General features: G+C 55.1%; 40 protein-coding genes. 37 read left to right on the top strand and 3 right to left on the bottom strand.

Translation table 11 applies throughout. The features are described 5' to 3' along the window. The first annotated feature begins 5 nt into the window (after nucleotides 1–5). Genes NE623_RS02330 through NE623_RS02280 form a run of 11 tightly spaced genes read left to right on the top strand, consistent with a single transcriptional unit; the run spans nucleotide 6 to nucleotide 3,853 of the window. Nucleotides 6–293, top strand: a complete 288-nt coding sequence (locus NE623_RS02330) for a hypothetical protein (protein WP_256270810.1) — start codon at nucleotides 6–8, stop codon at nucleotides 291–293. Beyond that, nucleotides 280–558, top strand: coding sequence for a hypothetical protein (locus NE623_RS02325; RefSeq protein WP_256270811.1), 279 nt, complete (start codon nucleotides 280–282; stop codon nucleotides 556–558). The genes NE623_RS02330 and NE623_RS02325 overlap by 14 nt, the downstream gene beginning before the upstream one ends. Beyond that, nucleotides 530–757, top strand: coding sequence for a hypothetical protein (locus NE623_RS02320; protein ID WP_256270812.1), 228 nt, complete (start codon nucleotides 530–532; stop codon nucleotides 755–757). The genes NE623_RS02325 and NE623_RS02320 overlap by 29 nt, the downstream gene beginning before the upstream one ends. Continuing rightward, nucleotides 754–1,308: a hypothetical protein gene (locus tag NE623_RS02315; RefSeq protein ID WP_256270813.1), complete on the top strand. Its 555-nt coding sequence runs from the start codon at nucleotides 754–756 to the stop codon at nucleotides 1,306–1,308. The genes NE623_RS02320 and NE623_RS02315 overlap by 4 nt, the downstream gene beginning before the upstream one ends. A 2-nt stretch (nucleotides 1,309–1,310) precedes the next feature. After that, nucleotides 1,311–1,550, top strand: a complete 240-nt coding sequence (locus NE623_RS02310; RefSeq protein ID WP_256270814.1) for a hypothetical protein — start codon at nucleotides 1,311–1,313, stop codon at nucleotides 1,548–1,550. Continuing rightward, nucleotides 1,550–1,906: an ASCH domain-containing protein gene (locus NE623_RS02305; protein WP_256270815.1), complete on the top strand. Its 357-nt coding sequence runs from the start codon at nucleotides 1,550–1,552 to the stop codon at nucleotides 1,904–1,906. The genes NE623_RS02310 and NE623_RS02305 overlap by 1 nt, the downstream gene beginning before the upstream one ends. Continuing rightward, nucleotides 1,897–2,886 carry a phosphoadenosine phosphosulfate reductase family protein gene (locus NE623_RS02300; RefSeq protein ID WP_256270816.1) on the top strand — a complete coding sequence of 330 codons (990 nt, stop codon included), beginning with the start codon at nucleotides 1,897–1,899 and terminating at the stop codon, nucleotides 2,884–2,886. Before NE623_RS02305 ends, NE623_RS02300 begins: the two co-directional genes overlap by 10 nt. Next, entirely contained in the window at nucleotides 2,873–3,205 is a 333-nt protein-coding gene (locus NE623_RS02295; RefSeq protein ID WP_256270817.1) for a hypothetical protein, read from the top strand. Before NE623_RS02300 ends, NE623_RS02295 begins: the two co-directional genes overlap by 14 nt. Continuing rightward, nucleotides 3,205–3,369: a hypothetical protein gene (locus NE623_RS02290; protein ID WP_256270818.1), complete on the top strand. Its 165-nt coding sequence runs from the start codon at nucleotides 3,205–3,207 to the stop codon at nucleotides 3,367–3,369. The genes NE623_RS02295 and NE623_RS02290 overlap by 1 nt, the downstream gene beginning before the upstream one ends. A gap of 11 nt (nucleotides 3,370–3,380) precedes the next feature. Further along, a complete protein-coding gene (locus NE623_RS02285; protein WP_256270819.1) occupies nucleotides 3,381–3,578 on the top strand; it encodes a hypothetical protein in 198 nt (65 codons plus the stop codon). A 5-nt stretch (nucleotides 3,579–3,583) separates the two neighbouring features. After that, nucleotides 3,584–3,853: a hypothetical protein gene (locus NE623_RS02280; protein ID WP_256270820.1), complete on the top strand. Its 270-nt coding sequence runs from the start codon at nucleotides 3,584–3,586 to the stop codon at nucleotides 3,851–3,853. 192 nt (nucleotides 3,854–4,045) lie between these two features. On the opposite strand, the gene NE623_RS02275 is transcribed toward NE623_RS02280, so the two are convergent. Continuing rightward, nucleotides 4,046–5,767, bottom strand: a complete 1,722-nt coding sequence (locus NE623_RS02275) for a recombinase family protein (RefSeq protein ID WP_256270821.1) — start codon at nucleotides 5,765–5,767, stop codon at nucleotides 4,046–4,048. A 38-nt stretch (nucleotides 5,768–5,805) separates the two neighbouring features. Next, nucleotides 5,806–6,207 carry a helix-turn-helix domain-containing protein gene (locus NE623_RS02270; RefSeq protein WP_256270822.1) on the bottom strand — a complete coding sequence of 134 codons (402 nt, stop codon included), beginning with the start codon at nucleotides 6,205–6,207 and terminating at the stop codon, nucleotides 5,806–5,808. A 143-nt stretch (nucleotides 6,208–6,350) separates the two neighbouring features. On the opposite strand from NE623_RS02270, the gene NE623_RS02265 reads away from it, so the two are divergent. The 14 genes from NE623_RS02265 (at nucleotide 6,351) to NE623_RS02200 (ending at nucleotide 13,428) form a co-directional block, all read left to right on the top strand. Further along, entirely contained in the window at nucleotides 6,351–6,647 is a 297-nt protein-coding gene (locus NE623_RS02265) for a helix-turn-helix domain-containing protein (RefSeq protein WP_256270823.1), read from the top strand. After that, nucleotides 6,628–7,116, top strand: a complete 489-nt coding sequence (locus NE623_RS02260) for a helix-turn-helix domain-containing protein (protein ID WP_256270824.1) — start codon at nucleotides 6,628–6,630, stop codon at nucleotides 7,114–7,116. The genes NE623_RS02265 and NE623_RS02260 overlap by 20 nt, the downstream gene beginning before the upstream one ends. Before the next feature lie 135 nt (nucleotides 7,117–7,251). Continuing rightward, complete coding sequence (locus tag NE623_RS02255) at nucleotides 7,252–7,542, top strand: hypothetical protein (protein ID WP_256270825.1); 291 nt, start codon at nucleotides 7,252–7,254, stop codon at nucleotides 7,540–7,542. 55 nt (nucleotides 7,543–7,597) lie between these two features. Next, nucleotides 7,598–7,759 carry a hypothetical protein gene (locus tag NE623_RS02250; RefSeq protein ID WP_256270826.1) on the top strand — a complete coding sequence of 54 codons (162 nt, stop codon included), beginning with the start codon at nucleotides 7,598–7,600 and terminating at the stop codon, nucleotides 7,757–7,759. Then, the gene (locus tag NE623_RS02245) at nucleotides 7,752–8,393 is read left to right on the top strand and encodes a hypothetical protein (protein ID WP_256270827.1); all 642 of its coding nucleotides are present in this window, start codon (nucleotides 7,752–7,754) and stop codon (nucleotides 8,391–8,393) included. The genes NE623_RS02250 and NE623_RS02245 overlap by 8 nt, the downstream gene beginning before the upstream one ends. 10 nt (nucleotides 8,394–8,403) lie before the next feature. Next, a complete protein-coding gene (locus NE623_RS02240) occupies nucleotides 8,404–9,144 on the top strand; it encodes a hypothetical protein (RefSeq protein ID WP_256270828.1) in 741 nt (246 codons plus the stop codon). A gap of 3 nt (nucleotides 9,145–9,147) precedes the next feature. Next, on the top strand, nucleotides 9,148–10,071 hold the full coding sequence (bet, locus tag NE623_RS02235) for a phage recombination protein Bet (RefSeq protein WP_256270829.1): 924 nt from the start codon (nucleotides 9,148–9,150) through the stop codon (nucleotides 10,069–10,071). 31 nt (nucleotides 10,072–10,102) lie between these two features. Continuing rightward, nucleotides 10,103–10,789, top strand: coding sequence for a hypothetical protein (locus NE623_RS02230; protein ID WP_256270830.1), 687 nt, complete (start codon nucleotides 10,103–10,105; stop codon nucleotides 10,787–10,789). Next, a complete protein-coding gene (locus NE623_RS02225; RefSeq protein ID WP_256270831.1) occupies nucleotides 10,786–10,959 on the top strand; it encodes a hypothetical protein in 174 nt (57 codons plus the stop codon). Before NE623_RS02230 ends, NE623_RS02225 begins: the two co-directional genes overlap by 4 nt. Then, nucleotides 10,937–11,395 carry a RusA family crossover junction endodeoxyribonuclease gene (locus NE623_RS02220; protein WP_256270832.1) on the top strand — a complete coding sequence of 153 codons (459 nt, stop codon included), beginning with the start codon at nucleotides 10,937–10,939 and terminating at the stop codon, nucleotides 11,393–11,395. Before NE623_RS02225 ends, NE623_RS02220 begins: the two co-directional genes overlap by 23 nt. A 104-nt stretch (nucleotides 11,396–11,499) precedes the next feature. Next, a complete protein-coding gene (locus tag NE623_RS02215; protein ID WP_256270833.1) occupies nucleotides 11,500–12,297 on the top strand; it encodes a hypothetical protein in 798 nt (265 codons plus the stop codon). Nucleotides 12,298–12,299: 2 nt separating this feature from the next. After that, entirely contained in the window at nucleotides 12,300–12,494 is a 195-nt protein-coding gene (locus NE623_RS02210) for a hypothetical protein (protein ID WP_256270834.1), read from the top strand. After that, a complete protein-coding gene (locus NE623_RS02205; protein ID WP_256270835.1) occupies nucleotides 12,475–12,780 on the top strand; it encodes a hypothetical protein in 306 nt (101 codons plus the stop codon). The genes NE623_RS02210 and NE623_RS02205 overlap by 20 nt, the downstream gene beginning before the upstream one ends. A gap of 42 nt (nucleotides 12,781–12,822) precedes the next feature. Next, entirely contained in the window at nucleotides 12,823–13,428 is a 606-nt protein-coding gene (locus NE623_RS02200; protein ID WP_256270836.1) for a hypothetical protein, read from the top strand. A 68-nt stretch (nucleotides 13,429–13,496) separates the two neighbouring features. On the opposite strand, the gene NE623_RS02195 is transcribed toward NE623_RS02200, so the two are convergent. Beyond that, a complete protein-coding gene (locus NE623_RS02195; RefSeq protein ID WP_256270837.1) occupies nucleotides 13,497–14,603 on the bottom strand; it encodes a hypothetical protein in 1,107 nt (368 codons plus the stop codon). Between the two features lie 507 nt (nucleotides 14,604–15,110). Between NE623_RS02195 and NE623_RS02190 the strand changes: the two genes are divergently transcribed. The 12 genes from NE623_RS02190 to NE623_RS02135 all read left to right on the top strand — a co-directional run bounded on the left by NE623_RS02190 (nucleotide 15,111) and on the right by NE623_RS02135 (nucleotide 26,449). Further along, nucleotides 15,111–15,356 carry a hypothetical protein gene (locus tag NE623_RS02190; RefSeq protein WP_256270838.1) on the top strand — a complete coding sequence of 82 codons (246 nt, stop codon included), beginning with the start codon at nucleotides 15,111–15,113 and terminating at the stop codon, nucleotides 15,354–15,356. After that, nucleotides 15,346–15,828, top strand: coding sequence for a DUF488 domain-containing protein (locus tag NE623_RS02185; protein WP_256270839.1), 483 nt, complete (start codon nucleotides 15,346–15,348; stop codon nucleotides 15,826–15,828). Before NE623_RS02190 ends, NE623_RS02185 begins: the two co-directional genes overlap by 11 nt. 193 nt (nucleotides 15,829–16,021) lie before the next feature. Next, nucleotides 16,022–17,422, top strand: coding sequence for a putative antirestriction adenine methyltransferase (locus NE623_RS02180; protein ID WP_256270840.1), 1,401 nt, complete (start codon nucleotides 16,022–16,024; stop codon nucleotides 17,420–17,422). Continuing rightward, nucleotides 17,389–18,291: a ParB N-terminal domain-containing protein gene (locus NE623_RS02175; protein ID WP_256270841.1), complete on the top strand. Its 903-nt coding sequence runs from the start codon at nucleotides 17,389–17,391 to the stop codon at nucleotides 18,289–18,291. Before NE623_RS02180 ends, NE623_RS02175 begins: the two co-directional genes overlap by 34 nt. A 4-nt stretch (nucleotides 18,292–18,295) precedes the next feature. Further along, the gene (locus NE623_RS02170) at nucleotides 18,296–18,778 is read left to right on the top strand and encodes a helix-turn-helix domain-containing protein (protein ID WP_256270842.1); all 483 of its coding nucleotides are present in this window, start codon (nucleotides 18,296–18,298) and stop codon (nucleotides 18,776–18,778) included. Beyond that, on the top strand, nucleotides 18,759–20,147 hold the full coding sequence (terL, locus tag NE623_RS02165) for a phage terminase large subunit (RefSeq protein ID WP_256270843.1): 1,389 nt from the start codon (nucleotides 18,759–18,761) through the stop codon (nucleotides 20,145–20,147). Before NE623_RS02170 ends, terL begins: the two co-directional genes overlap by 20 nt. An 11-nt stretch (nucleotides 20,148–20,158) precedes the next feature. Continuing rightward, nucleotides 20,159–22,162: a phage portal protein gene (locus NE623_RS02160; protein ID WP_256270844.1), complete on the top strand. Its 2,004-nt coding sequence runs from the start codon at nucleotides 20,159–20,161 to the stop codon at nucleotides 22,160–22,162. Continuing rightward, nucleotides 22,155–23,063 carry a phage head morphogenesis protein gene (locus tag NE623_RS02155; RefSeq protein ID WP_256270845.1) on the top strand — a complete coding sequence of 303 codons (909 nt, stop codon included), beginning with the start codon at nucleotides 22,155–22,157 and terminating at the stop codon, nucleotides 23,061–23,063. The genes NE623_RS02160 and NE623_RS02155 overlap by 8 nt, the downstream gene beginning before the upstream one ends. Nucleotides 23,064–23,100: 37 nt before the next feature. Next, nucleotides 23,101–24,540, top strand: a complete 1,440-nt coding sequence (locus NE623_RS02150; protein ID WP_256270846.1) for a DUF2213 domain-containing protein — start codon at nucleotides 23,101–23,103, stop codon at nucleotides 24,538–24,540. Beyond that, entirely contained in the window at nucleotides 24,540–25,037 is a 498-nt protein-coding gene (locus tag NE623_RS02145; RefSeq protein WP_256270847.1) for a structural cement protein Gp24, read from the top strand. The genes NE623_RS02150 and NE623_RS02145 overlap by 1 nt, the downstream gene beginning before the upstream one ends. 14 nt (nucleotides 25,038–25,051) lie before the next feature. Further along, nucleotides 25,052–26,071, top strand: coding sequence for a DUF2184 domain-containing protein (locus NE623_RS02140; protein ID WP_256270848.1), 1,020 nt, complete (start codon nucleotides 25,052–25,054; stop codon nucleotides 26,069–26,071). A gap of 15 nt (nucleotides 26,072–26,086) precedes the next feature. Next, nucleotides 26,087–26,449: a hypothetical protein gene (locus NE623_RS02135; RefSeq protein ID WP_256270849.1), complete on the top strand. Its 363-nt coding sequence runs from the start codon at nucleotides 26,087–26,089 to the stop codon at nucleotides 26,447–26,449.

Below are 26,449 nucleotides of genomic sequence, written 5' to 3'. Positions count from 1 at the left end.
TTACCATGAGTGAAGTGTATTTTGAGGTAAGGGTCACGGATAAAGGCGGCACGGAAATCCACAGCTGCGGTACGCTGGAGGAAATCTACGACATCGTCGCCGGGGCGGTCATCGGCAGCACGCAGGCGGTTCAAAAGCAGCTGGGAAGTGGCGATGAATTCAGCGCCGCCGGCGTGAATATGTTCCTGTCGAAAGTGATGCACTATGCGCAGCGCGACATGACGAACACCAGATGCTCCATCGTCCTGCCGATGGGATTCAAGAAAGGCGGAGACGAGCATGGTCGATACTAAGGGGCTGGCATTCGGCTGCATCTGTGTGTGCGCTGTACGGTATGCCTGCGGCCGTCAGACCTATATGCCGAGCATCGTCAAGCGCTTTGTCCACGACAATTTGAAAGAAATCGAGACCTCGAGCCTGAAAGTGATGTCGAAAGACCTTGCGGAGATGCCGGGATACGGCGACAGAAAAATCGACGAACCCGGCTGGCTTCGGCTGGCGGGCGAAATCAGAGAGGAACTGATGCGGCGTGAGCAAGCCGAAAAATCTGCGGTTTGACAATGAGCGCGGAACGAGCGTTCCGTATGAAAAGGCGAGCCCGGAACTGATACGGCAGCTAAAGGAAATCGGCCAGGCTGTTGGGCAAAACGGAAAATTGCCCTGCTGCCGCTTCTATATGTGCTATGAATCCTGCCGGGAAAAGAACGAGTGCGCCGCAATCAACAAGGCTATTTCAATTTTGGAGGGCAAGGCATGATTGAGAAACTTTTCGAGGGCTGCGAAAACCTCGGGTGGAGCGTGAGCGAGGACCAAGAAGTCGGAACGGTCGAACTGGAAAGCTATTCCCCGGCGGGCGAAAATCTCGTCGTGACCGTAGAGAAAGAAAATTTTGTTGAGAAAGTCCGGGAGTACGCGGAGTATTTCGACATTGACGAACACATCGAAATGTGGGTCGAAGCAAGGAGCAACGGCGTGGCTGGTGTGCCGAAGAGTACCCGGGAACTCGTCGAGGATGCAGAGAGAATCAAGGAAATGCTTTTGCAGCTGGCGGACGCACTTCACGAAATCGAGGTCAACGAGAGCGTGAGGGAGCGGGCCTGCGGCATCGTAGAGCAGTTTGACAATCTGCTGCACCGAAAAGGCATAAAGATTCCCTGCGCAGACGAGGACGAGGAGAACCAGCGCAATGAAGACCCCGACAACGAGGCGGCACTCTACGGCGCGGAATACTGGAATCTCGTAAACTACACCGAGACGGTGCTTTGGGGTCTGCTGAAAGATTCCAAGGAAAAGGCAGGGGAGGAATGACCTTGGAAAGCAAAGCATGGGTACATATTCCTACCGATGTTGTTTACAAGCTGAAAGGGATCTGCGCCAAGCACACTTTGCACAATCGAAGGTGCGATGGCTGCCCGCTGGAAGAGCCATGCCGTTATAAAAGCGACCCAAGCAAAAGTGACGAGGAAAATCGCCGCATTTTTGAAACGGGTCTGGCGGCCAAGTTGGCCGAAATCGAGCAAAAGGAAAAAATGAACGGAGGTGGACGGTAATGCTGACGCTCCCGATCAAAAGAAAATGGTTCGATATGATTTGCACAGGAAAAAAGCGCGAGGAATACCGCGAGCCTACGGACTACTGGAAAGAGAGACTTTTCCGGGCTCGCGGTAGAGCGCCCGAAAAAGAGATGCAGGACCCGTTCCATCTGAAAATGTTCCCTATTCAAATCCGTGCAGGTTATCAGCCGGATAGCCCTACGGCGTGTCTCATGGTGACAATTCAATTCGGAAAGTACGGTGTGCCAGAATGGGGCGCTGACCCGGACAAAGAGTATATCATTATCAGAATCCTAAGCGTCGAAGACATTCGTAATTGGAAAGGACCAGAAAGCAAAAAGAAATGCAAGTAGAGGACTACATGGCGAGAGCACCGACGTTTGCGGTGTATGACGGTTTCTGTAAAACCAAGAGCGTAATGGACCAGCACAGCAGGATATTGGTGTCGGTTTCGGGCGGCTCGGACAGCGATGACATGGTCGATGTCGTGGAGCATCTGAAGCCCGGGAGCGGCTGTGAGGTTGACTATGTGTGGTTCAATACGGGAATAGAGATGGATGCGACCAAGGCACACATCCGCTATCTGAAAGGCCGGTACGGAATCGAGATACACGAGGAATCTGGCAAGAAGAAAGTGGCTGCTGCGGTCCGATCCGTCGGCTATCCGTTTTACAGCAAGCAGTTCTCTGAATATATAGAGCGGCTGCAAAAACACAATTTCAAGTGGGAAGATAAGCCGTTCGACGCCCTCTACGCGGAGTATCCGCAATGCAAAGCGGCGCTTAGGTGGTGGTGTAATAGCTGGAAAGACGAGCCGCACAGGCCGTTGCAGACGGAAATCGCGTCGGCGGCCCACTTGAAAGAGTTTATGGTGCTGAATCCGCCCACGTTCAGCATATCGAAAAAATGCTGCGACTTGGCGAAGAAAAGCGCCGGAGACTTGGCAAGGAAAAAGTACGCGGCGGGCATCCAGTTTATAGGGGTCAGAAAGGCCGAAGGGGGGGCTCGCTCCACAAATTACAAAAGCTGCATGACCGACGGACGGCACGGATTGCAGCATTTTCCGCTGTTTTGGTGGAAAAGCGAGGACAAGGCGCTGTTCGAGAAATGCTACGGAATCCGGCACAGCGAAGCCTACACGCTATATGGGTGTAGGCGGACCGGCTGCGCTGGCTGCCCATTTGCCGGGCGGTTTGAGGACGAATTGCTCATGCTGAACCAGTTCGAGCCGAAGCTGGGCAATGCGGTATCGCACATCTTTGAGCCGTCGTATGAGTACACGCGGGCATACAGAGAGTTTAAGAAGGAGGTTGCTAGACTTGGATGCTGTTGAATATTTGAAAACCTTGGCGCGAATGCACAATAAGCAGGCAGATTGCGCGCATTGCGTTCTGCCGAACGGGTGCGATATTACGAAAGATGCGGGAGAAATCAAAAAGCGGGTCGAAATCGTCGAGAAGTGGGGAAAGAAAAACCCTATCGTGACCCGTCAGATGAAATTTTTAGAGATGTTTCCGCGAGCGGAAATAACAGATGGGGCGCTGTCTTTTTGCCCGAACAGTTTCGACCCGGGTTACAGGGAAGAAAAAAGTTGCAGGAATATCTCCTGCGGCGAATGCCGCGAAGAATATTGGTCTGAGGAGGTGGAGTGATGGACTTGGCTATTCTGTGTGCTGCGCTGATTCAGACGGCAGCCTGCGTGTTGTGCATGGCGCTGGGCTATCAGATAGGGTTCCGCGAGGGTGAGCAAATCGAGCACGAAAAGCACACCGAGGATGACGGTCCCATCGAAATGGAACATCGTCATGGAGAGTAGGAGGGAGCGAGATGACTGCACCATGTTATGGCTGTGCGTACAGACAGGCAGGGTGTCACAGCGTATGCGAACGGTACATCAGCTGGAAGAAAGAACTCGAAGCCGAAAAGGCGTACAGCAAGCAATTTGCGCCGATAGATGCAATGAACTTGACGCATGAGCAGGAAAAGAAGAACCGCCAAAAGCGGTACAAGGGAGGAAATCAGTAGGGAATATGTCGGATGAAATGGTGTTGGCTATGTGTGTGGGCGGCTTTTTGGGCTTTGGGCTGGGGATGATGCTGTTTGCCTTGGTGATGCGCCCGGCAGATGAAGCGGGCAGGAAAAGCGATGCCGAGAGGATCCGCCGCCTAGAGGGAGAACTGCAAGCGACCAGCGCGAAGTACCGGGAAATGGCGAACATGATGGCCTACTGGCGCTCTCGCTGCATAGCGTATGAGAAAATGCTGGTCGAAAGGTCGAGAAAGGCAGGTGCCGAGAAATAGAGAAGCCGAAGAAAAGTGTCCTGGCGGACAGAGGATTCCCGAACTGCCGGCACATACGGCAGGGAAGCGACCAGCGGCTTTACTGCAAGCGCACGGGAAAAGAGGTCTCCGCCGAGACATGCAGAAATTGCGGATGCAAGTGCAAAAATGGATAAAAATAGCCGCCCGATTCGTCGGGCGGCTATTGCTATGTCACGGCTTCGTAGAAGCGTTCTTAGGGGGCTTTGTGGCCTTATATATAAACTTATTCGTTAGGCCGTTCTTGAAGCTGATGGATGCTACATGACCGTCTACGACAACGATGTGGTCTATCACAGAACACAGGAAGTCTTGTAGCATTTTCGGCTCGAAAGTATCGACCATCTTGCGGAAGTCGAGAGAGCGCTTCTGATTCAAGCTGTTTGTGAGATAGAAGTAGGTGGCTTTTTCCAAAAAATCGCTGCTGGCTGGGGCAAGGCCGAGACGGGAATTTACCTCGGCGCGGCGCTCGGCAATGTTGTCCAGCATGGCTTTGAGTTCGTTCCGCTTCAGAACGTAGTCTTTTTCCGGCATGGATTCCTCGCTGTACAAATACAGCTGCTCGATGCGCTCCAGCGCGCGCTCGTATTTCTTTTGGTCGCGGTCCAGCAATTCCAGTTCGGACGCGCTTTGCGCGGCAATCTCCGGGCTGGGTTGCAACATGACATCCTCACCGCTGCCGTAGAGAATCGTGTTATAGGTGTCGAGCAAACCCTGCTGCTCGATGCCCGCGACGTTGTCAAAGAATTTCCCACGGAGCAGCATCCGTTCCAAATCTCGCGGCTTTTGGCTGTCGGTGAGCGCCCGCTGGGCCCGCACAAGGTTTGCAATGTAGTTGAACACGAAAGGCCCGAGGTATACGTCGCTGTAAACGCCGTTTGTGCATCCTGACTTGCTCGTGTGAGAGGTGCAGTAGTAGCGCGACGGCCGGTATCCGTCAGACCGCGCCCGGTCAAGTCCGCCGCCCATCGTGTGGCCGCACTGGCCGCACCGCAGCAGCTTGGAGAAGATGTGCGTGTACTTTACGTTTGAGCGCAGCTGCGCGACGGAACGGGTGGAATTTTCGTCGAGAATTTTGTTCACACGGTCCCATTGCTCCTTGTCGATGATACCGGGGTGGTTGTCCTCGTGGATGATCTGCTCCTCCACGGGCTTGATGCGCCCGGTCTGCGTTTTGTAGTTGTACCGATAGGTTCCCTTGTAGAACGGGTTCCGCAGGATTCCTTTTACGGTTGTACCCGTCCACTCGCCGCCGCGCGCCGACTTGATGTTCTCGCGGTTCAGCTTGTCGGACAGCTTCATGGTGCTGTGGATTTTCTCGTACTGGTCGTAGATATAGCGCACCACAACGGCGGTATCCTCGTCGATGACGGGGTATTTGCCCTTGGCATCCCATTTGTAGCCTAACGGGATAGGAGCGCCATTCCAAAGGCCCTTGTTGGCGCGGGAGTACATGATGGACGTGACACGCTCGGCGGTCAGCTTGCGCTCGAGTTCGGCGAATACGAGGATGATGCGCAACATGGCTTCGCCGATGGCGCTGGACGTGTCGAATTGCTCGTTCTTGGAGACGAACGTGCAGTTGAATTTCTTCAACTCCTCATACATGGCGGCAAAGTCAAGAAGATTGCGGCTGATGCGGTCAATTTTCCAAACGCAGAGGTGAGAAAATTCCTTGGCGCGGATCCGGCGCATCATGTCTTGGTACGCCGGGCGGTCCGTATTTTTGCCGGAGTAGCCAGCGTCCTCGAAAATGGCGTAGTCATCAATGCCGAGAGCGTATTTCGCGTAGTTTATCAGTTCGTTGCGCTGGAATGGTAGAGAATCCTTGTCGATTTGGTAGTGGGTAGAAACTCGGATATAGAGAGCGGCTTTTTTCGTCTGGTTCTTTTGCATGATGAAGCCCTCCCCTTAGTCCGAATACGGCAGGTAAATTATACGGCGCCGGATTCGTTGTCTTGGTTAAGGGCTTCCAGCAGGGCGCGGTCGTGCGGAGTCATATATTTCCGCAGCAGCGCCCACAGGACGGCACGGTCATCTTCGCTCACCTTGGAGAATGCGTTCAGCAGAATGATTTCCTCGGGGTCGCCGGATTTCTTCGGAGGGGCCAGCACGGGGTCGATGCCTACGAGGTAGTCGGCAGAAACTCCGAGAGCCTTGGCAATCTGCTGAATGCTGTACACGGTGGGCTGCCTGTCGCCAGCAAGGTAGCGAGAAATCGCACCGGAGGACAGGCCCGTTAGAGAAGCCAGCTGTACGGCGTTCATTCCGCGCTCATCCATAGCATGCGCCAGGATTTGGTCGAAGTGGAAATTTTCTTCAATGTTGTTTATCATGGACAAAGCCTCCTTTATATGTAATAGAATACCTAAAATTTTGCGATATGTAAATAAATATTGCCAAACGTCAATATTTCCATTGACATTTGACAGTTGGCAAGTTATAATAAACTTAACCTAAAAAACAAGGTGGTGAGACGATGAACGAGACGCTATTCCGTATCCATTTGGTTGCAAAGGGGCTGAAAATCAGCGACATTGAGCGTGATTTGGATATACCGCGGGCATCTATCAACAAGTGGCTGAAAAACGAGACAGGAATCCAGTTGAACAAGGCGGTCCAGATTGCGAACTACACGGGTATGGACATGGCACAGTTCAACGCTATTTTTTGCGACCAAAAGTTGACAGATGGAAACTTTGCTGGTGATTCTTTCCACTACGAACTTATTTTACCGAGAAATGGGGGTGAATTAAATGGGAGCAGCTGCAACTAAAGCGGTAGGTAATGTGTACTACGAGGCGAGGAAAAAGGCCGCAATGTACAACGACAGGCTATCCAGCAGAGAGGGGGCAGCGGAAGCCCTTGGAATTTCGCCCTCGACCCTCGCGGATTATGAACTGGGACTGACAAAATTTGTGCCGGTTGAGAACGTCATCCGCATGGCTGATGTCTACAATGCCCCTCAGCTGAAACCGCATTACTGCAAGAACGTCTGCCCGATAGGCTGCGAGATGCCCGTCGCCACAGAGGAAACAAGCATTGAGCTTGCAACCCTGCGGATGCTGAAAGCGCTCGACGAGGGCAAAATCGACGAGGTAAAAGACCGCTTGGTCGAAATTGCATCTGATGGCGTGATTGACGACGACGAGAAAGCCGATTTCAAGAAAATTATGGGCTTTCTCGATAAGCTGTCACATTCCATCTCGGAGATCCGCATCATCGCGGAGAAATGCGAGCGGTGAGAGCAATGACCCGAGAAGAAAAAGTTATGAAGTTGTTGCAAGAGGAGTTCGGCATCCACAATGAGCATGAACTTGACCTTGCGATTGCAAATATGGAAAAAGTCAACATAAGTGTGTTTGTAAAGGAGGTTCCCCATGCAGGCTAAAAAGAAGCGCCGCAACAGCGGCGCACGGACAGTTCTTTATACGCTGGCTATTGGAATTTGGTATTACCGCTGGTACATCCTCGCGGTCTTGTTGGGCGCGTTCTTCACGCCTATGGCCGTCAAGGCCGCCTACGCGGCCCGGGGGTACAGGGCAATCGGCGGCGAGGTTCTGTTGATTCCGCTGTTCGTCCTGCTGGTAAAGCTGGTGTCGCTGGTAAAGCAGCTTTTTGAGATGCTGGCCGAGTGCGTGGACGAGGAAAGCGAGGAGCAGGATGTGTGAGTATTGCCATACCTACCCGCACATGCCGGGTTGCCCAAACGCGCCTGAACCCGAAGTGGTTGGCACTTGTGCATGGTGCGAGGAAGACATCATTACCGGCGAAGCCTATGCCGAAATCAACGGAAAGATGTATCACGCGGATTGCATCGAAGATATGAGCGCCGGGAAGCTGGCAGAGCTTTTCGACTTTGAGATTAAGGAGAACGCCTATGGCTGAATTCGTAGACCAAATCCCGCAGCAGCCGGGTTTGGCATTTGAGGAAAAGACCCACCAGTACATTTTGAACGGAACGCAGGTGCTGCCCAGCGTCACAACGCTGATGAAACCGCTGTCGGATACACTGTATGCAGGAATCCGGCCGGAGACGCTGCAAGCGGCAGCCGAGCGAGGAACGGAAGTCCACAGCACCATTGAGGACTATGTGACCCTCGGCATCACGGATATTTCCGAAGCCCGCAGGGGTTATTTCGAGGCTTTCCTGCGGTGGATGAAAGACTACAACGTGCAGCCACTCTCGGTTGAACACAGGGCCTATCACCCGGCGCTTGGGTATGCCGGTACGCTGGATATGCTGTGTACGCTGTCCAAGAGCGACACCGATCCGCAGGTGCTTACGCTGGTCGATTTCAAGACGAGCGCAACCGTCAATAAGATGCTGACAGGGGTACAGTTGGAAGCCTACGAGCAGATGCTTGCGGCCACGGGATTGCAGGTGGAGCAAAAGGCCATCGTGCATCTGCAAGCTGACGGCAGGTATCAGATGCCGGTGTACAGGAAAAACGACGCTGAATCGTGGCGGGTCTTTATGGCCTGCCTGACGATACATAACCACAAGCAGAAATACAAGTAAGGAGGATACCATGAACACAGCAGTCAAAGAAAACGTCGTGGCGGTCATCCCGCCGCGCCGCAAGCCCCAAGAAGCCGCCGCGCCGGCAGCCGAGGAAAAAATTCTCGAAGCCGGGTCTAAGGACATCACCGGCAAGGTGGGCAGCATCATCATCGAGACCGAAGCGGATTACGGCGAAGCGGCCGAGTACGGCAAGCGGGTGAAAGCCCAAATCAAAGCGGTCAAGGATTACTGGAAGCCGCTGAAAGAGAACGCCGCCAAGGCGCACAAAGAAATCTGCGCCCGGGAAAAGGAAATGCTCGCCCCCTTGCAGGAAGCCGAAAGCACCTTGAAAGGCGCTATGAGCAGCTACCTCATGGAGCAGGAAAAGAAGCGGTTGGAGCAGGAGGAGCGGATGCGCCGCCTGCAGGAAGCCGAAGCCGAGCGCCTTTTGAACGAGGCGGTCGAATCTGAGCGCAACGGTGACGCAGAGGAAGCGGCGGCCCGCATGGAGTACGCAGAAACCCTTGCTACTGCGTCCACCGTCGTGCAGGGCAAGCCTGCGCCGAAAGTTTCCGGCGTGTCAGCCAGCACTGATTGGGAAATCGAGAGCATCGACGTGAGCAAGGTTCCTACCGAGGTCGCGGGTGTCATCATCCGCCCGGTCGATGAAGCCGCCGTCAAGCGCCTTATCCGCATGAGCAAGGGCTCGGTTCAGATTCCCGGTGTGGTTTACAAGAAAACCACGAAAATTTCGCTCGGGAGGTCGTAAGCCATGAAAAGTGAAATGACAAAAAATGAGCGGAGCGCTCTCGTGGCAAGCTACGATGTCAACGGTGTCCATGTGGACATTGACATTGATTTTGTAAAAAGCTACCTTGTGCGCGGCAACGCGGAAAACATCACGGACCAAGAGCTGGTGTTCTTTCTCAATACCTGCAAGTCGCAGAAACTCAACCCACTTGTGCAGGGGGAGGTCTATCTTATCAAGTTCGGCACGACACCGGCGCAGATGGTTGTCGGCAAGGACGCTTATCTCCGCAGGGCTTACGATAACCCGAACTACCTCGATAGCGAGGACGGTATCATCATCAAGCGTGGCGAGGAAATCATCTCTAAGCCCGGCTGCTGCCTGTATCCCGGGGAAACGCTGGTCGGTGGCTGGTGCAGAATCCACTACATCCGCAACGAGAAAGAGCGCGATGCCTATGTGGAGGTCTCGCTGGCCGAGTACAGCAGCGGCAAAGCGAACTGGTCGTCCAAGCCCAGCACGATGATTAACAAGGTCGCCATCAGCCAGTGTCTCCGCAAAGCGTTCCCGAAAGACTACGAGGGAACGTATTCCGAGGACGAGATGGTTGCATCCGGCGCTGTTCCCGCAAACTTCCGCGAGATGCCGCAGGGCGGGCAGGTGAGCGATGAAGCACAGTCCGGGCCCGAGAACGGCGACTCCTCTGCATCGGACGTTATCAGCAGCGAGCAGCGGAAGAATCTGTTGAACAAAATCATCCAAGGCGTGGGCCGTAGCAAGGCCGAGGTCATCATCAAGAAGATCTGCGCCAATTTCGGATTTGAGAGTACGCACAGCATCACCGTGGGTTCGCTGGATGCCGTTGAAAAATTGGCCGCAGTGGAGATTCAGAAAGAACTCGCCAAAACGGAAGAAACCGTCATTGATGCCGAAGTGGTAGAAAGCTGACGGAGAATCCGTGAAAGCGAGGTGATGAATTTTGGCATGGATAAGCGTCCACGAGCAGGTGATGGGCGGGAAGCTGCATCGCTTTGCAAAGCGGGCAGGGTGCTCCAAAAAAGAAGCCCTCGGCATACTGGTCGGTATGTGGTTGTGGGGCATCAATAATGCCGACGCGGTCGGCCGGCTGGATGAAATGGACAAGTCCGACGTTGCCGATGCGATTTCCTCGGGGCTTAGCGAGGGGCTTGTGCCGTCGAAAATCGTGGACGCCATGCTTGACATCGGATTTCTCGACATGGACGGCGACACCCTGTACATCCATGATTGGGAAATCTGGCAAAAGCAGTGGTACGATTTTCAGACCAAGAAGCGCAAGGACGCAGACCGCAAGCGCGTCGAGCGCCATAGAAAGCGCTTTGAGGAAGAAGCCCTCGCAAATGGGCAGGAACGACAGGCGGGCGGAGACAAGAAAGAGTTTGCCCCTCATGTGCATTTGACCCAGCAGCAGTTCGATTCGCTGGCTGAGGAATACGGCACTATGGCGGCTAACAAGTTCGTCTATGTGCTGGACGAGTACAAAGGCCGCACGAACAAGGTGTACCACGACGATTACAGCGCCATCCTCAAATGGGTGGTCGAAAAAGTAAGCAAGGAAGACCCCGCTGCAATTCAGAAAAAGCAGGTTGGCGGTTCTAAATTCAGCATCCCGGAGGTGGAATTTTGAAAATTAGCGTGGATGACAAGGCTGACCGCGACGCATTGGCGGCCATCCTTGCGCGAAACGGGTACATCGTAAAGATGACCCGGTACAAGAAAACGGCAAAGTCGAACGCCTACTACTGGTGGGTCGAGTACAAGGAGGCTTCCAAGGATGAATCCCTTGACGCGAATTAGCTTTGAGGTCCCCGGCGAGCCGGTTGCCAAGGAGCGCCCGAGGACGAACATGGCGACAGGGGTAGTGTACACGCCCGCCAAGACGAAGAACTACGAGGAAACCGTCAAGTGGTGCTATCAGATGGCAGCCCACGGCGCGAGATTCCCGGACAACGAGCCGCTGTCCATGCTGGTTGTGGCCTATCGGCCCATCCCCAAGAGCGCGAGCGCGAAGAAAAAGAGCCTGATGCGCGCAGGAGCGGAGCGGCCGATAACCAAGCCGGATTGGGATAACGTGGGCAAAATCGTCTCGGACGCGCTGAACGGCATTGCGTACAGGGATGATTCCCAAATCGTGGATGCCCGCGTGGTGAAGCGATATTCGGATAACCCGATGGTGAAAGTATCGGTTTGGCTGACAAACGATACCGATACCAGCAGATGGGTCAATGGCTAAATTTGGAATGAATTCAACTTTTTCACCGCGAAAAGTTGGGTTCATTTCGTGGAATAGGCCCTTTTTCGTTAAATACAAAACCGAAATAAAGGAGAATTTGCAATATGTGTAAAGAAAACTGTACCGAAATCAACCTCAGCAGCAGCGTGTTCAACGAGATGCGTGACAACTTCGACGCGATTCTGAAAAAGGCCCTCGGCAACATCGTCAAGGGCAAGTCCGGGCAGGCGGACATCAACCTCAAGCTGACGATCAGCGCGACCGGCGAGAACGAGGGTCAGCTGAAACCGAAGTTCAAGCATCAAGTGTCTAGCGTTATGGCCATCAAGGAGCGGGAAAGCGGCATGGTGAATCCGAACGCCGAGATGGTCTACGACGAGGAGGAGGGCGAATACGTCCTGCGCCCGGTAAAGAGCGCACAGACCACGTTGTTCGACACCGAGGAAAAGGACAACGAGCAGCCTGGCAGCCCGGAAAGCGCACCCTCCGCGCCCGTGGCTATGCTGGGTGACGGCTCGGAAGAATCCAAGCAGGGCCACGAGAACGATGCCTACAATGTCAAGTTCGGCCCGTTCGATGCCGACGACTACGACATCCAAGCGAGAAAGGCCATCGTTGACCTGTTGCAAGGCTACGGTGCAAAGTATGAAATCACGGACGGCGGCCGGTTTGTCGAGTGTACCATCTCGGCAATGCACATCGAGGACATCAAGGAGCAGGCTGAAAGCTGGGTCTGCGGTGTCGAGCGCGTACCCACCGAAGAAAAGGCCGCCACGGCGGGCAAGGATGACGACGCGGTGGATGCCGAATTCCACGAGGTCGAGGAAAATTCCGAAAATTGTGCCGCCGATAACAACCCCGGCGAGGAAGCAGAGGACAGCGACGAAGCCCCGGAGGAGTAAGCATGCGCAGGAGAGTACCAAAGTGCAAGGAGTGCAGCCACCTGCTGGTGGTGAACAAGAACCCTGCCAAGGGCCGCCCGATGCGAGTGTGCGGTATCATGGATGAAAAGAAAATCTACGGCGAAGCCATGAAGTACAGCCCTTTATGGTGTCCGAAACGCAGAGAGGAGTCTGAAAATGTCGGAACGGAAGATTGAGCGGTCGCACGGTATGACCCCGGCACAGATGGAGTACAGCACCGACGGGGTCTACACCACCTTCACCTTTGAGGATGGCCGAAAGACCGGCATTGAGTCGCAGCAGCCGGAAACCGTCAAGATCATGGTGGACGCAGAAGATGACACTATCAGCCTGTCGCGTGAAAACGGTGGTATGGTGACCGTCCGAATGTACGATGTGCTGGCTGTCGTTCAGATTGCGATTCAGAACTATGACCTGCTGCACAAGCCGATTGTCCGCGAAGAAGCCAAGAAACCGTCGTAAGGCGTGGCCGAGTCCATGCCGCTGAAAAGGGGGATGGACTCATTGAGAGAAGTATCGGAAATCGAAGCGCGCTTGAAACGTCACCGCGACGACAACAGGTACATCGACAATCAGATAGAACGGCTGGAAACTCTTATTCTCCGCATGAAAGGCGTATCCAGCCCGAGCCTGTCCGGGATGCCGCATAACCCGTCATCCGATGTGGACAAAATCGGCCAAATGCTGGAACGCAAGGAAAAGCTAGAAGCCGACATCCGGAAACTGATCGCAGACCGCGACAGAGAGCGCGACGAGCTGCGGAGCATCATCGGGTGCATCCACAAGCCCGACCAGCGTTCCGTCCTTGAAATGCGCTACCTCGACGGCGCAGAGTGGCGGGAGATTGCGGAAATGCTGTTCTCATTCAAGCCGGACTTTGACGATTCCGACGAGAAGTATCTGCGTCGCACGTTCAAGCTGCACCGCGAAGCCATCGACACTTTGAACGCGCGGCTCTCTCAGCAAAGGCCGAATCCGGCGACGGAGATGCAGGAAATCCTGCTGCCGAAGTGGACAAAGCCCACGCCGGACAACGGTATGAAAGCAAAAGAAACAAAAAGCAACAAAGTGGAAGTAAAAGTCATTGAAAGTGAAGCCGTAAAGGTGTAAAGTGGTAGCATCGCAAAATTGACAAAGAAAAGAGCAGCCGACCCGGTTGGGTAGACTGCTCTTTCGCTTTAGAGATGTAAAGCGGGGGGGGGTATAAGAGATTTAGAATGTTCTCGGTAGATGTTGAGAATGCGGTCACACTGGGAGAGGAAAACGGATAAGTTGTCGCCGGCGGCCAAATCGCTGACACGCAGCTTGATATACAGCATCGAGTAGGAAAGCGGATGCCCGTCACGCCCAAGCGGTGAGAACATTTCCAATATCTGCTCGGGAGACAGCGCCCCGCCGAGTTTGCTGGACAGGTTTGCATAGGAGACGAAAAGGCCGATGTCGTGGTCAAGGCTTTGAATCTGATAAAGCCAAGCCCCATTGATGGACACGTCCATAGAAGCGTAAATCATGCCACGGCCGTAGTGGATAGGCAGCCCACAGCCAAGCGCGTAGTTTACCAGCTTCTCCGTGCAGGCGGCAAGATCCGGCCGAACCTCATTGCATTTTGCGAGAAGTGACGTTGCATCCCATTCCTTGTAGGAGCGCGCCGCCTTAGTTGCCTGCGAAGCCCTGTTCCCGATGAAGCGGGTAGTGCAAAGGCCCTCGTAAGCGTTGACCTCTACGCCGCATACGGTAATGTCGGGAATCTTCCTGTCGAGGAAAGCCAGCATCTCGGCCAGTTCGCCGTTGATTTTGTCGGCGGCCACGACCATCGTGTAGGTTTCCTCGCGCAGATGGGTGAGAACGGTATCCCAAAACGAATCGGTGTCGTACTCAGCCAAAATCTCCGCGCCGTTGTTCTGCCGGAATCCGTTCTGCAACAGGCTCTTGTTCCACAGGCGAGCAAAGGTGGCGTAGTTGATAAGTTGCGCGACCACAAGGCGGTGAATCTCCGGGTTCACAGAGCGCTTGACCTCGACGAGAACAGGCAGCCCGCTATCATCGACGAACAGCACGTCGAGCCACATCGAAGCGCTGTCATCGGCGGATTTCCGCAAGCCTATTTCGCGGCCAATAAGGAAAAGCCGCCGCCCGGCGGAAATGTCCTCGGCGCTGTAAAGTTCGTGGAGAAGTAAATCGGGGTTTTCGGCAATGAGCGCTTGCAATTTGTCCTCGGTATCGAAGAAGCTGTAAGACACAGGAGAGACGCTATTGCCATCCATGCGGTAGAGTTTTTCGTCCATGATGAAATCTCCTATCGAAAGTGTTTCACGGTAATTCTATCGTAGGGAATTTGTGTCAGTATGTCAAGGAGTGAGGAAGCAATATGTCACAGAGAATACACGAACGCCCACCCACCGGAGGTGGGGAGAGGGCGGCGACAGCCGCCCGCAGGGCGTAAAGACGCGCGAAAGCAGCGCAAAGTGACACATCGCAAGACCCCGGTACGCCGCAGGAAAGCCCCGGCAGACGCCCGAGAGCCTGTTTTGCAAAAGCGCGATAAAACGTTGAACAGGAGCAGGGCAGGGAGAAATGAGCGGGAAATGAGCGCGCCGCGATTCTCTCGCATTTGTCACACCAAAAAACGCGCGACCCCGGCTGAGATTTTCAGAGCGGTAAAACTGGCGAAAAAACAGCGTAGAGAAGTCAAAAATCATTGACTTAGAGTACGTAAAAAGTTATAATGATAATACAGAAACTTGACAGTTGGAAAGTTTTCTGCTAAAATTGCCAGAAAGAGAGCGATGGAAATGAAGAAGTCCGATATGGTTCGCCAGTACGTCGCAAGTGCGCAGTACAAAGAAGCGTTGCGAATCGCAAAGGATTTTCGGCTGGGAATCACTAAGCAGCAGGCCGACACCATGAAGCGCGATTATGAGTGCATGGTACACGGTCGGTTCTATGAATCCCTCGGCTACAATCTGAACGACGAGATCCGCAAGGGTGTCGATACGGTCAAGAAGCTGTACGGGGAGGTGAAGAACGATGCCGCCTAAGATTTTCACCAGCCGCTACTCAAACCCGGAACTTGCCGGTGATAAGTACACGGTGGTCGGGGTAACGCGCACTCCTCCTAAATTCCCCTTGAAGTATCAGCTGCAAGGCAACATTGCGGAGATTGCGCCCCCGGGCTGGCTGTTCAGCGAGACAAACGTGGAACGGTTCAGAACACCGTACTTCCGTTACCTCGACAAGACGGGCCCGTTCCAAATCAAGCGGATTTTGGAGAACTATCTGTCCTACGGCAAAGATGTTGTCCTGTGCTGCTATGAGGACGTTCGCGTTCCCGGTGAATGGTGTCACAGAACAGTGTTCGCCGAATGGTGGAAGTTGCAAACCGGGCAAGAGATTTGCGAGTTATTCAACCCGCAAGAACCCAAGCTGCCCGCCGCTGTGCAGAAACGCATCAAGGCCGAGCAGGAAGCCGCAGAGAGGGCCAAACAACCCGAGCAATTATCATTCTTCTAAGGCTCCCCGGTGGGCTGTATGAAGCGCTTAGACCGATTACAGCCCACTTTATATCCGAACATGGTGTACAGTAGCACGCTGCGTATCCAATGCAGAGGCCGCGCCCAAGCCGCGTGTTCGGTCCATATAGAGAGTCACACGATTGTGTGGCTCTTTTTTGTTGCCCATTTTTTGAGGAAAGAGGTTCGATGCAATGGCGTTCTTTAGAGACCCCGGCGAGATGTTCCTCGGCTGTCTCGGCACAGCGGAGCAGCGTTTTCTCGTCACTCTGATTCAGACGGCAGCCAAGTCGGGCTACACGAGGTTTGTTGAGCCGTGCGCCGGTACATTCGCAATGGCAAACCTTGCGGTGCGGAACGGCTTTAAGCCCGAGCAAATCGAGACGAGCGACGTGTCCATGATGACATCGGTGCTGGGGTATGCGATTACCGACCAGTCGCTTGCGCCGCTGGAAATCCACGCGCAGGGATTCAGCGACGAGGAACTGCTCGACCCGGCCACGGCGCTGTATGCGCAGATGTATCTCCGCACGTCTAAGAGCGCGGGTGCCGAGTATTTCCACAATATGCTTGTGGATTTGAAGTACCGCAGGGCGGAGCATATCGCCAGCATACAGAAGCAGATCGACGCGACAAGGGAACTGCTGCACGGCATGAGTTATCGTCCGCTCGATATGTGGGACCACTTGCGCGAGGTTCTTGACGACCCGCATGCGCTGGTTATTGCCAACCCGCCTACATACTTTTCGGGGTATGAGAAGTTCTACGACACGCAGGGCAAGATGACGTGGAAAGAGCCGCCGTATCAGATGTTCGACCCGGCGACGGGCCACCAGCAGCTGTACGACCTGTGCATGAATTCCGAGGCGCTTGTGGTGTGTTACCAAGAGAAGCGCACAGGGGAAGCCGTCGGGCATACCATATTTGCCCGGGCCGGTACCCGCGCCGACCTCAACAGCTACATCACCACGAACCGCGAGGAAGAAGCCGTAGCGCTGGCCCACGGTAAGAAAATTAAGCGCCCGTCGGAAAGCAAGCTGGAACCGTTGGAGTGCAGCATGCTCCCGCGCGACTATGAAATCCGCGAGGACAGCAAAATCCGCGTCATTCAGATAAAGGCAGCCGAAGCGCAGTATTACCGTGAACTGTGGACGCACAACTTCGTCGGCTCGTCTGCAACGTGGAACAGGGCTGTCCTCATTGACGGCTACATTGCCGCAGTATTCGGCATCTCCAAGATGGCGGCTGACTCGCTGTTTGTCTGGTATGTGATGAAAGTACCGCATAAGACATACAGGCTCGGCCGCCTTTGCTATATGCTGGCGCAGAACAGGGAGTTTTGCGACACCCTGCTTGATGAACTTGACCGCGAAAAGGTGACGAAAATCCGCACGGCCATGATTACCAAGTACCCGGAGAACAAAGAGGTGCGCGGCATTATGAAGCTGTGTTCCCGCGCTGTGGACAAGCAGCAGGGCTACAAGCTGACGTATGAAGCGCCTATCATCAATACCCGCAGCGAGAAAGAAACGCTCACGGAGTGGCTTAGAAAGGAAAAACAATGGCAGGAGAACAGAGTAAAAACTACGAAGTAATCTATGACATGGGTTCGGGCCTTGTTATCGCCAAGGTGAACATCGACTTCGTGAAAGAGCAGGACATCAACGCCCGCATTATGAAGAACGAGATGCAGGACCAGCTGACGCAGAACATCAAGAAGCGCGGCCAGTTGGAGAGCCTGCCATTCCTTGTTCTGTCCAATGGCAGGTTGGAGATTGTCTCCGGGCATCACCGCATCAAGAGCGCCCGCGCCGCCGGCATCAAAGAACTGATTGCCATTATCGACGTGAGCGGCCTGACCCGCTCCCAAATCGCTGCGAAGCAGCTGGCCCACAACGCTATTGCAGGCTTCGATGACGAGTCCACGCTGCGTGAGATTTGCAAGATGATTACCGACGTGGACGACATGCTGGAAAGCTACATCGGCAAGGAAATCATGGAGGAGCCGCTGGAACAGTACGAGAAGCTGGCTTCGCCCGCCGTGCATTTCGACTTCAAGAATGTAACCTTTGCGTTCCTGCCGCATCAGATCGCGGACATGGATGTGCTGGTAAAGGCATTGCAGGGGTCGGAAATCGTCGGCGTGGCATCCTACGATGATTGCCAGAAATTCGTCGAGACGCTTGGCAAGTATCAGCAGTTTACGGACATCCGCAATGTGGGGGCAGCCGTCCACTCCATGATTGAGAATGCCAACGAGCGCATGAACGCCGTCGGCTTCAATGAGGATGAAGAGTGGACGTACCTCACGAAGCTGTTCGGCAGCAATGCGATTCCGGCAGATGCCGCCGATACCATCAAGAGCGCCATCAAGAAAGCGGAAAAGGCTGGCATCGTCAGCAGCAAGAATAGGTGGGAACTTATCGAGCGTCTGTGCGAAGATTACCTGAACGAAAGCAGGTGAGCGCATGGCACCGCCCTCGAAGTATAACAAGGATTATCACGACGATTGGGCGTGGTCGCTTGCGTCAAAAGGTGCGACAGACGAAGAAATAGCCAAAGCAATGCGGATTTCCGTGCGCACGTTCCATCGTTGGAAAAAGGAGTATCCGTCTTTCCTAGAATCCCTGTCCAACGGAAAGGACATGGCCGATGCCAAGGTCGAGAAGATGCTGTATAAGCGCGCTCTCGGCTATGACGTAGAGGAAACGGAACGCATCGTTGATGTGAACCCGGACGGATCCGTGAAGCCTGTTCGTGTGAAAACCACGAAAAAGCACATTGCGCCGGACACGATGGCACAAATGTACTGGCTGAACAACAGACGGCGCGGCGAGTGGGGGCAGCGACAAGAGCCTGTTCCCGCCGCCGAGGATGCCAACAATGTTGTGTTCTACTTGCCGGATAACGGCAGAAACGACGGTGATGGTAATGGCTCAGACGGTAGTTAAGCCCCAGCGCGGGCCGCAGGAAAAGTTCATGTCCTCGGATGCCGACATCATCATCTACGGCGGCGCGGCTGGCGGGGGAAAGACGTTCGCTATCCTCATGGAGCCGCTGCGCCACATCAGAAATAAAAATTTTGGTGCGGTCATTCTCCGTAAGAACGCGGTACAGATAACCGTTGAGGGCGGCCTGTGGGATGAAAGTTTCGAGGTCTACGGCGGCATCAAGGGTGCTGTGCCGAGAAAATCCCCCAAACTGCAATGGGTGTTCAAGAGCGGTGCTCGCGTCAGCTTTCAACACCAAGAGCGCGACGAGGAACTGTTCAAGTGGCAGGGCGCACAGATTGCGTTGCTGGAATTTGACGAGTTGACGCACTTCACCGAGAAAGCGTTTTTCTATCTGCAATCCCGCTGTCGTACAACGTGCGGCGTAAAGCCCTATGTGCGGGCGACGTGCAACCCGGACGCTGATAGCTGGGTTGCCAACTTCATCTCGTGGTGGATAGACAAAGAGACGGGCTACCCGATACAGGAGCGGTCCGGCGTTGTCCGATACTTCATCCGCCACAGCGAGAAAATCGAATGGGGCGACAGCAGGGAAGAACTGTACGAGAAATTCGACCTGCGGACGGATAAAGAGCGCGTCGGCGTGAAAAGCTGCACGTTTATTGCGTCGAACATCGAGGATAATCAAATACTGCTGGAGAAAGACCCGGCGTACATGGCGAACTTGAAGTCACTGGCCTTGATTGACCGCGAACGTCTGCTGAAAGGCAACTGGAAAATCAAGCCCGCCGCCGGTCTGTACTTCAAGCGGAGTCAAATCGGCGCGTTCTTGGAGCAGATCCCGGACGATGTCGTTACTTGGTGTCGTTGCTGGGACCTTGCCGCCACCGAAAGCGGCGAGAATGGTTCTGAACCAGCTGCTACCGCTGGTGTCCTCATGGGCAAGCGGCGCAATGGCCGCTACCTTATCGCAGACGTGGTAAATGTACGCCTGGCGGCCGCTGATGTCCGCAAGACCATTTACAACACCTGCGTTATGGACAGGTCGCGGTATGGCTATGTCGTGACCCGTCTACCGCAAGACCCCGGGCAGGCGGGCAAGGAACAGGCCGAAAGCTACATGAAGTACCTGTCGGGCTTCCCGGTCGTTGTGAAGCAGGAGACAGGCAGCAAGGAGACCCGCGCAGAACCGTGGGCAGCCCAGTGGCAGTTTGGTATGTTCGACCTCATGCTCGGCCCGTGGAACGACCCATTCGTCAGCCAGCTTGAATCTTTCCCGGAATCAAAGTTCAAGGATATGGTCGATGCTGGAGCTAACGCTTTCTCCGAGATCGAAAGCGGCATCTTCAATTTGGATTCTCTGATTTAGGAGCGGAACACATGGAAAACGAAAGAAACCTGCGCACGTTTGCCCTCGTGCAGCGCGGCAAGGAGATTCTTGAAGAATTGGATGCCCAAAAAGAGGGCAAAAAGCTGCTGCACCGCGACGGCTATGTGAACATGGTTACGAGGTACGGCACGGCCAAGGACAGCTCGGAGCAGTTCGAGTTTATGGCCGAGGGCGCTACGCTGGACAGTAAGCTATGCGCCGCCTACGAGGGCGATGGCCTGTTCGCAAAAATCATCGACGTGCCGGCCGAGGAAGCCGTAAAGCACGGCTACGACATCGGCGTAAACGACGAGGACGTTACAAAGTACCTGCAAGAAAAGAGTGACGAACTCGATGTTGAGGGCAACCTTGCAACCGCGTTGAAGTGGTCGCGGCTGTTCGGCGGCTCTATCATCGTAATGATGGTAGATGACGGAAAAGGACTGGATGAACCACTGAATTGGGATGACGTGCGCAACATCGACGAATTGCTGGTGTATGAGCGCGCCGTCGTTCAGCCGGACTATAACTCGCTGTACAATAACAACCCCGGCGACAGGAAAAGCTACCGCAGGGGTAAGACTGGGCAGCCCGAGTATTTCTATGTGTTCTCGTCGTATGGGTCGTTTACCGTACACGAGAGCCGCTGCTTGGTATTCCGTAATGGCCGTCTGCCGGAGAACTGTACGTCCAATGTGTACCGCTACTGGGGTGCGCCGGAGTACACCCGCATTAAGCGCGCCTTGCAGCAGACGGTGACAGCCCACGGCGACGGTGTCCGTATGCTGGAACGCTCGGTGCAGGCCATCTACAAGATGAAAGGCTTGTCCTCGAAGCTGTCCACGACCAGCGGCGAGGATGACGTGCTAAAGCGCATTGATGCCATCGACATGGCCCGGGGCATTCTGAACAGCATCATCATCGACTCGGACGGCGAGGATTACTCATTCCAGACGTTCCAGTTGAGCGGTGTTAAGGACATCCTCGATGCACAGTGCAATTTGCTTTCGTCGGTGTCGCACATTCCGCAGACGCTTTTGTTCGGCGCAAGCCCGACAGGCGAGAACGCCACGGGCAAGAGCGACATGGAGAACTTCTACAACTATGTTGAGGGAGACCAAAAGCAGAACTTGAAACCGAACCTGCGCCGCCTGCTGGATGCGATTCTGCTGTCCGGCGTGTACCAGCACAAAATCAAGGAGATGCCGGACTACCAAATCACGTTCAATCCGTTGTGGAATATGAACGACGAGCAGCAGGCGAACATCGACAAGATGAAAGCCGACACGAAGCTGGTAACGGCGCAGACGATTCAAACCTACGTCGATATGCAGGCTATCGACCCCGCAGAAGTCCGCGCCGGGTTGCAGAGCAGCGAAGCGCTCGACCCCGAGGATCTGCTGGACAAAGTGGGCAGCGCTGGCGGTGAATCTGACGATTTCGGTTTGGGCGAGGAAAACGCCCCTACAAGCGGCGTAACGCAAAAGAATATAACTTCACCGCTTGGAGTAAATACGCCCTCCACAGAACGCCCCTCGCGTTCTCAGACGCAAGAGGACGAATCCGACGAGCAAAAACCGTTTGCGGCGGCTGTAATCCTCGTGATGCAGCACCACATCTTGGTCGGCTACCGCAAGAACGGCGGTGGCTGGTGCAGCGCTGGCGGCCACATCGAGGAGGGCGAAAGTCCTGCACAGGCCGCTGTGCGTGAAGCTGCCGAGGAGTTTGGCGTGGTCGTCAATAAGCTGGAATTTCTCGGCCCGGGCTATGGGCTGCCTGGAGAGGACAAGCCCATTTACATCTACGTCAGCGACGATTTCTACGGGCTGCCCCATGCGGACGACGTGGAAATGTCGAATGCCGCCCTGTACTCGCTGGATGAAATTCTCCGCTGCGAAGTACCCGGCGGCAACGTGTTCCAGCCGTTCTATGATTCGCTGGTGCGGTATAAGGACGTGATTTTGCCGTACCTTGCGCCGCGCAATGCCGACGCAGAGGGTGATGTGAATGGATAAGGATGCCTACAACGGCGCGCTGAAACAGGCGATGCCCCGGCGTATCCGCGAAGCCAAGACCGTGACCGCTGCTACTGTTCCCAAATACCCGGAGCAGACGCAGCGGGAGTACAAGCGCGTTTCCAACGAATATATGAAGCTGGTGCAGGAGACGTTCAAGGAATATGCACCACGCATAAAGGCTGCCATCCGCAATGAGCAGGAAAGTTCAAAGCGGAACGACAGCCTTTTTGATTTGCAGAGGGCGATTGCCGATACGTTCCAAGAAATGCGAGAGCGCTTGCAGGAAAGGATAGATGCCTTTGACCTGCTGGCACATCTGCGCAAGGTAGGAGAGAACGGCAAAAAGCTGAGTACGAAGCAGTGGAAACGGCTCGTGAAGCGGACGCTTGGTGTCGATCTGCTGGATGACTACTACTCCGGCGCGTTTTTCTCGACGGAACTGGAACAGTGGGTGAATGACGGAGTTTCCTTGATAAAGACGATTCCGCAGGATTCATTGGACGCAATGGAGAACATCGTCATGGACGGCTTCACTGACGGAAAAAGCCTTACCGACATACAGCGAGATATACAGGCGCAGTACGGAATAGACAAGCGCCATGCGGCCTTTATCGCCCGGGATCAGACGGCCAAGTTGAACGCCGCCATCACGGAACGCCAGCAGAAAGACGCTGGTGTGCGCCGCTACAAGTGGTCCACATCGGGCGACGAGCGCGTTCGCTCAGACCACAAAAAGCTGGACGGGCGGGAGTTTTCGTATGATGACCCGCCGGTAGTTGATTCAAGGACAGGGAGACGATGCAATCCCGGGCAGGACTATAACTGCCGCTGTGTCGCCATCCCTGTTTTTGATATAGAAGAACTGAATTTGCCGCTGGGGAGGGGTGATGAAAGTTGACTGTGTGATACGAACTGCAAGGTTCGATGAAAGGAGAGTGACGATCACGAAAGCAATTCGACTTGACAGTATTCCGCTGGACAAAACCTACTACACCGAGGAAGGGTATTTGGTAGACCACCCGATTCTGACCTCATGCGGCATTTTTGAATATGCCAATCCGGACGGCTCGATTCGGCGCGAACTCCGCTTGCCGGAGGAAGTGTTCAATGATAAGTCGCTGGCAAGCTACGAGGGCAAGCCTATCATCGTGACCCATGACGCGGGCGAGGTCAACAAAGACAACGCCCACCGCGAAACCATCGGCACGATTCTTTCCAAGGGGTACAGGGATGGCGACGATGTAAGGGCAAAAATCATCATCCACGACACAAACCGCATGAAACAGAGCGGTTTGCGGGAGTTGAGCCTTGGCTATGCGCTGACGCTGGATGAAACCCCCGGCGTGTACGATGGGCAACCTTACGATGCCATCCAGAGGAATATCGAAATCAACCACCTTGCGCTGGTCGATGCTGCAAGAGCAGGGGAACAGGCCCGCTTGAACATCGACAGCAAGGACCCGAAACCGCTCAAAGGAGGAAAAGCCAAAATGAAGAAAGCTACGAAGCGCGCCGCCCGCAAGGACTGCGCAAGCCCGGAGGAACTGGCAGCTGTGATTCAGCAGTACAACGAGCGCCGCCAGCAGCGTATGCAGGCGGCCGCAGATGACGATGCCGCCGTGCAGACCACCGAGGATGATGACGATGTCAACCCCGCCGTTCCTGCGGTGAGCGACATCATCAAGACCGTTATGGATCGCCGTGACCGCCGCGATTCCGATGGCGACCCCGAAGACATTCAGGGCGCTATGGGCATTATCGCCAATCAGGACGAGGACATCGGCACTCTGCTGGACTGCATCGAGCAGATGCAGGCGCAGAACGATTTCAACGCCGCCCCGGCCCACACCGACGATGACGACACCGCCGAGAACACGGATGACGATGACACCGAGGATACCAATTCCGACGAGGATGACACCGCCACCGAGAACGACGACGATGACGACACCGAGGAAAACGCGGACGACGATGACGAGTGCAACGATGACGAGGACGATGTCGCACAGGCTGGCTCCAAGTCCATGAATGCCGATGCCGCCGACCGCGCGTTCCGCCAGCGCCTTGACGTTGTCCGCGTGGCCGACCGTCTGAACATCGACGGCGTGGAGAATATGTCTCTGCTGGCCGGCAAGAAAGCCGTCATCAAGAAGCTGCGCCCGGATATGCGCCTTGATGGCAAGTCTGCGGCTTATATCAACGCGGTCTATGACATGGCAAAGGCCGAGGTGTCCACCCGCAAGGATACCAACTACCAGCGTCGCCAGATGATGGGCGCTGCTACCAGCCGCAATGACAGCTACGACGGCGTTTCCGGCGCTGAAAAGGCCCGCCAGCGCATGATCGACAAGATGATGAATGGAGGTAACGACTAATGGGTGTCCAGACTTCTTACAATTACGCAATGCCCCGTGGCGTTGCGGGTTCTCTCTATGACCTGTCCGACTACGCCACCGATTCCCGCGTGAACGCTGCGGACAAGGGGCAGCTGCTCTTTGGCATGGGTGTCATCACCGGTGACAGCAAGGGCAGCAACATCCGCATTCCCAAGACCGGCGACACCGCCGCAAAGTTCGAGGGCATCGCTCTGAACAGCTTCACCCAGCAGCACGACCTCGACGGCGCTGTTTCTGTGTCTGTGGGCGCTGCTGTCAGCGTCATGCGCTATGGCCGTGCATGGGGTCGCATCCCGAAATCCGTTACCCCGGAGTTCGGTGACGCGCTCTACCTCATCATCTCCGGCGATGACGCGGGCAAATTCACCAACGCGGCGGGTGACGGTACTACCGTCGCGCTGAAAGGCCGTTTCTGCGGCAGCAAGGGTACCGGCGAGATTGCGCCTGTTGAACTGTACAACCAGGCGCAGGGCTAAAGGAGGTATAAGCCATGAAAAAGAATCAGAAGAATCGGCGCTATGACCGCGCCGACGCTGACGCTCTCCGCGCAAGCAACATTGCCGCGTCTCTGCTCGGCACTTCCGGGAAGCGTTACGACAGTGTCGAGGATGCGAGCGTGTTCTTCGCCCGTGAACTGGACTTCGTGAAGTCTCACGCCTACGACAAGGAGTACCCCGAGTTTACTGCTTTGGGCCTGTTCCCGGTTTCCAACGAGGTCGATCCCGGCGCGGAGTCGATTACTTACTACGCCTACGACAAGACGGGCATCGCAAAAATCATCAGCAACTACGCGACGGACCTGCCGCGCGCTGATGTCAAGGGCGAGCCCCACACCGCACAGGTCAAGAGCGTCGGCGCAAGCTACGGCTACTCCGTGCAGGAAATGCGCGCCAGCCGCATGGCGGGCAAGAACCTTGATGCCCGCAAGGCCGACGCTGCCCGCTACGCTATCGACTACACGCTGAACCGCATTGCGTGGGCCGGCGACGACGAGACGGGCTTGCAGGGTGTTCTCTCCTCCGGCAATGACGTGCCGCTGTACGTCATCCCTGCTGGTGCCAGCGGCAAGACCGACTGGAACAGCAAGACTGCCGAGGAGATCATGGTGGACATCAACGGTATGCAGAAGTACACCGCCCGCATCACCAAGAATGTGGAGCGCCCGGACACCCTCTGTCTGCCCGATGATGTGTTTATCGACATCAGCACCCGCCAGATTCCGAACACTGGCTACACGGTGGCTAAGTTCATCATGGAGAACGCTCCGTACTTGAAGCGCATCGTTCCCGCGTCCGAGCTGGCCGCTGACAGCGACATCAACCCCTACGATGTCAACTGCGCGTTCATGTTCAAGAAAGACCCGGACAAGTTCACGTTCGAGCAGCCCTTGATGTTCTACCAGTACCCGGTTCAGCCGAAGAATCTGGAAATTACCGTTCCGTGCGAAGCCCGCACCGGCGGTATCATGATTTACTTCCCGCTGTCCATGCTGATCGCCAAGGGCGTATAAGAGAGGAGAAGCGCCATGAAAATCATCAACAAGACCGGCAAGGTTGTTGGTATCGGTTCCTTGACCCTGCTGCCCGACGGGAGCGGTGAACTGCCCGTGTCTTTCGGCAACAACCCCATCATTGCGGACATGGTTCGCAACGGTGAGTTGGCTTTCGACACCGAGGATGTCAAGGTGCAGGCGGATGCCGAAGCTGCCAAGGCGGCAAAGCGGCAGGAGGAAGCCCTGGCCGCCGCCGTCAAGGCTGCCGAGGAAGCGCAGAAGAAAGACGATGCCCCTGCGGCTGAAAGCGCAGCAACCACGGTGAACGTGGTAAATGTGGCCCCGTCTGCTGTTCCTGCCAAGAAAGGCAAAAAGGCTGCGGCCACGGAGGACTAA

The organism is Gemmiger formicilis, from assembly GCF_024462815.1.
Lineage (GTDB): Bacteria > Bacillota > Clostridia > Oscillospirales > Ruminococcaceae > Gemmiger.
Note: the sequence above shows the minus strand (reverse complement) of the source record. Positions and strands in the feature narration are given on the sequence as shown.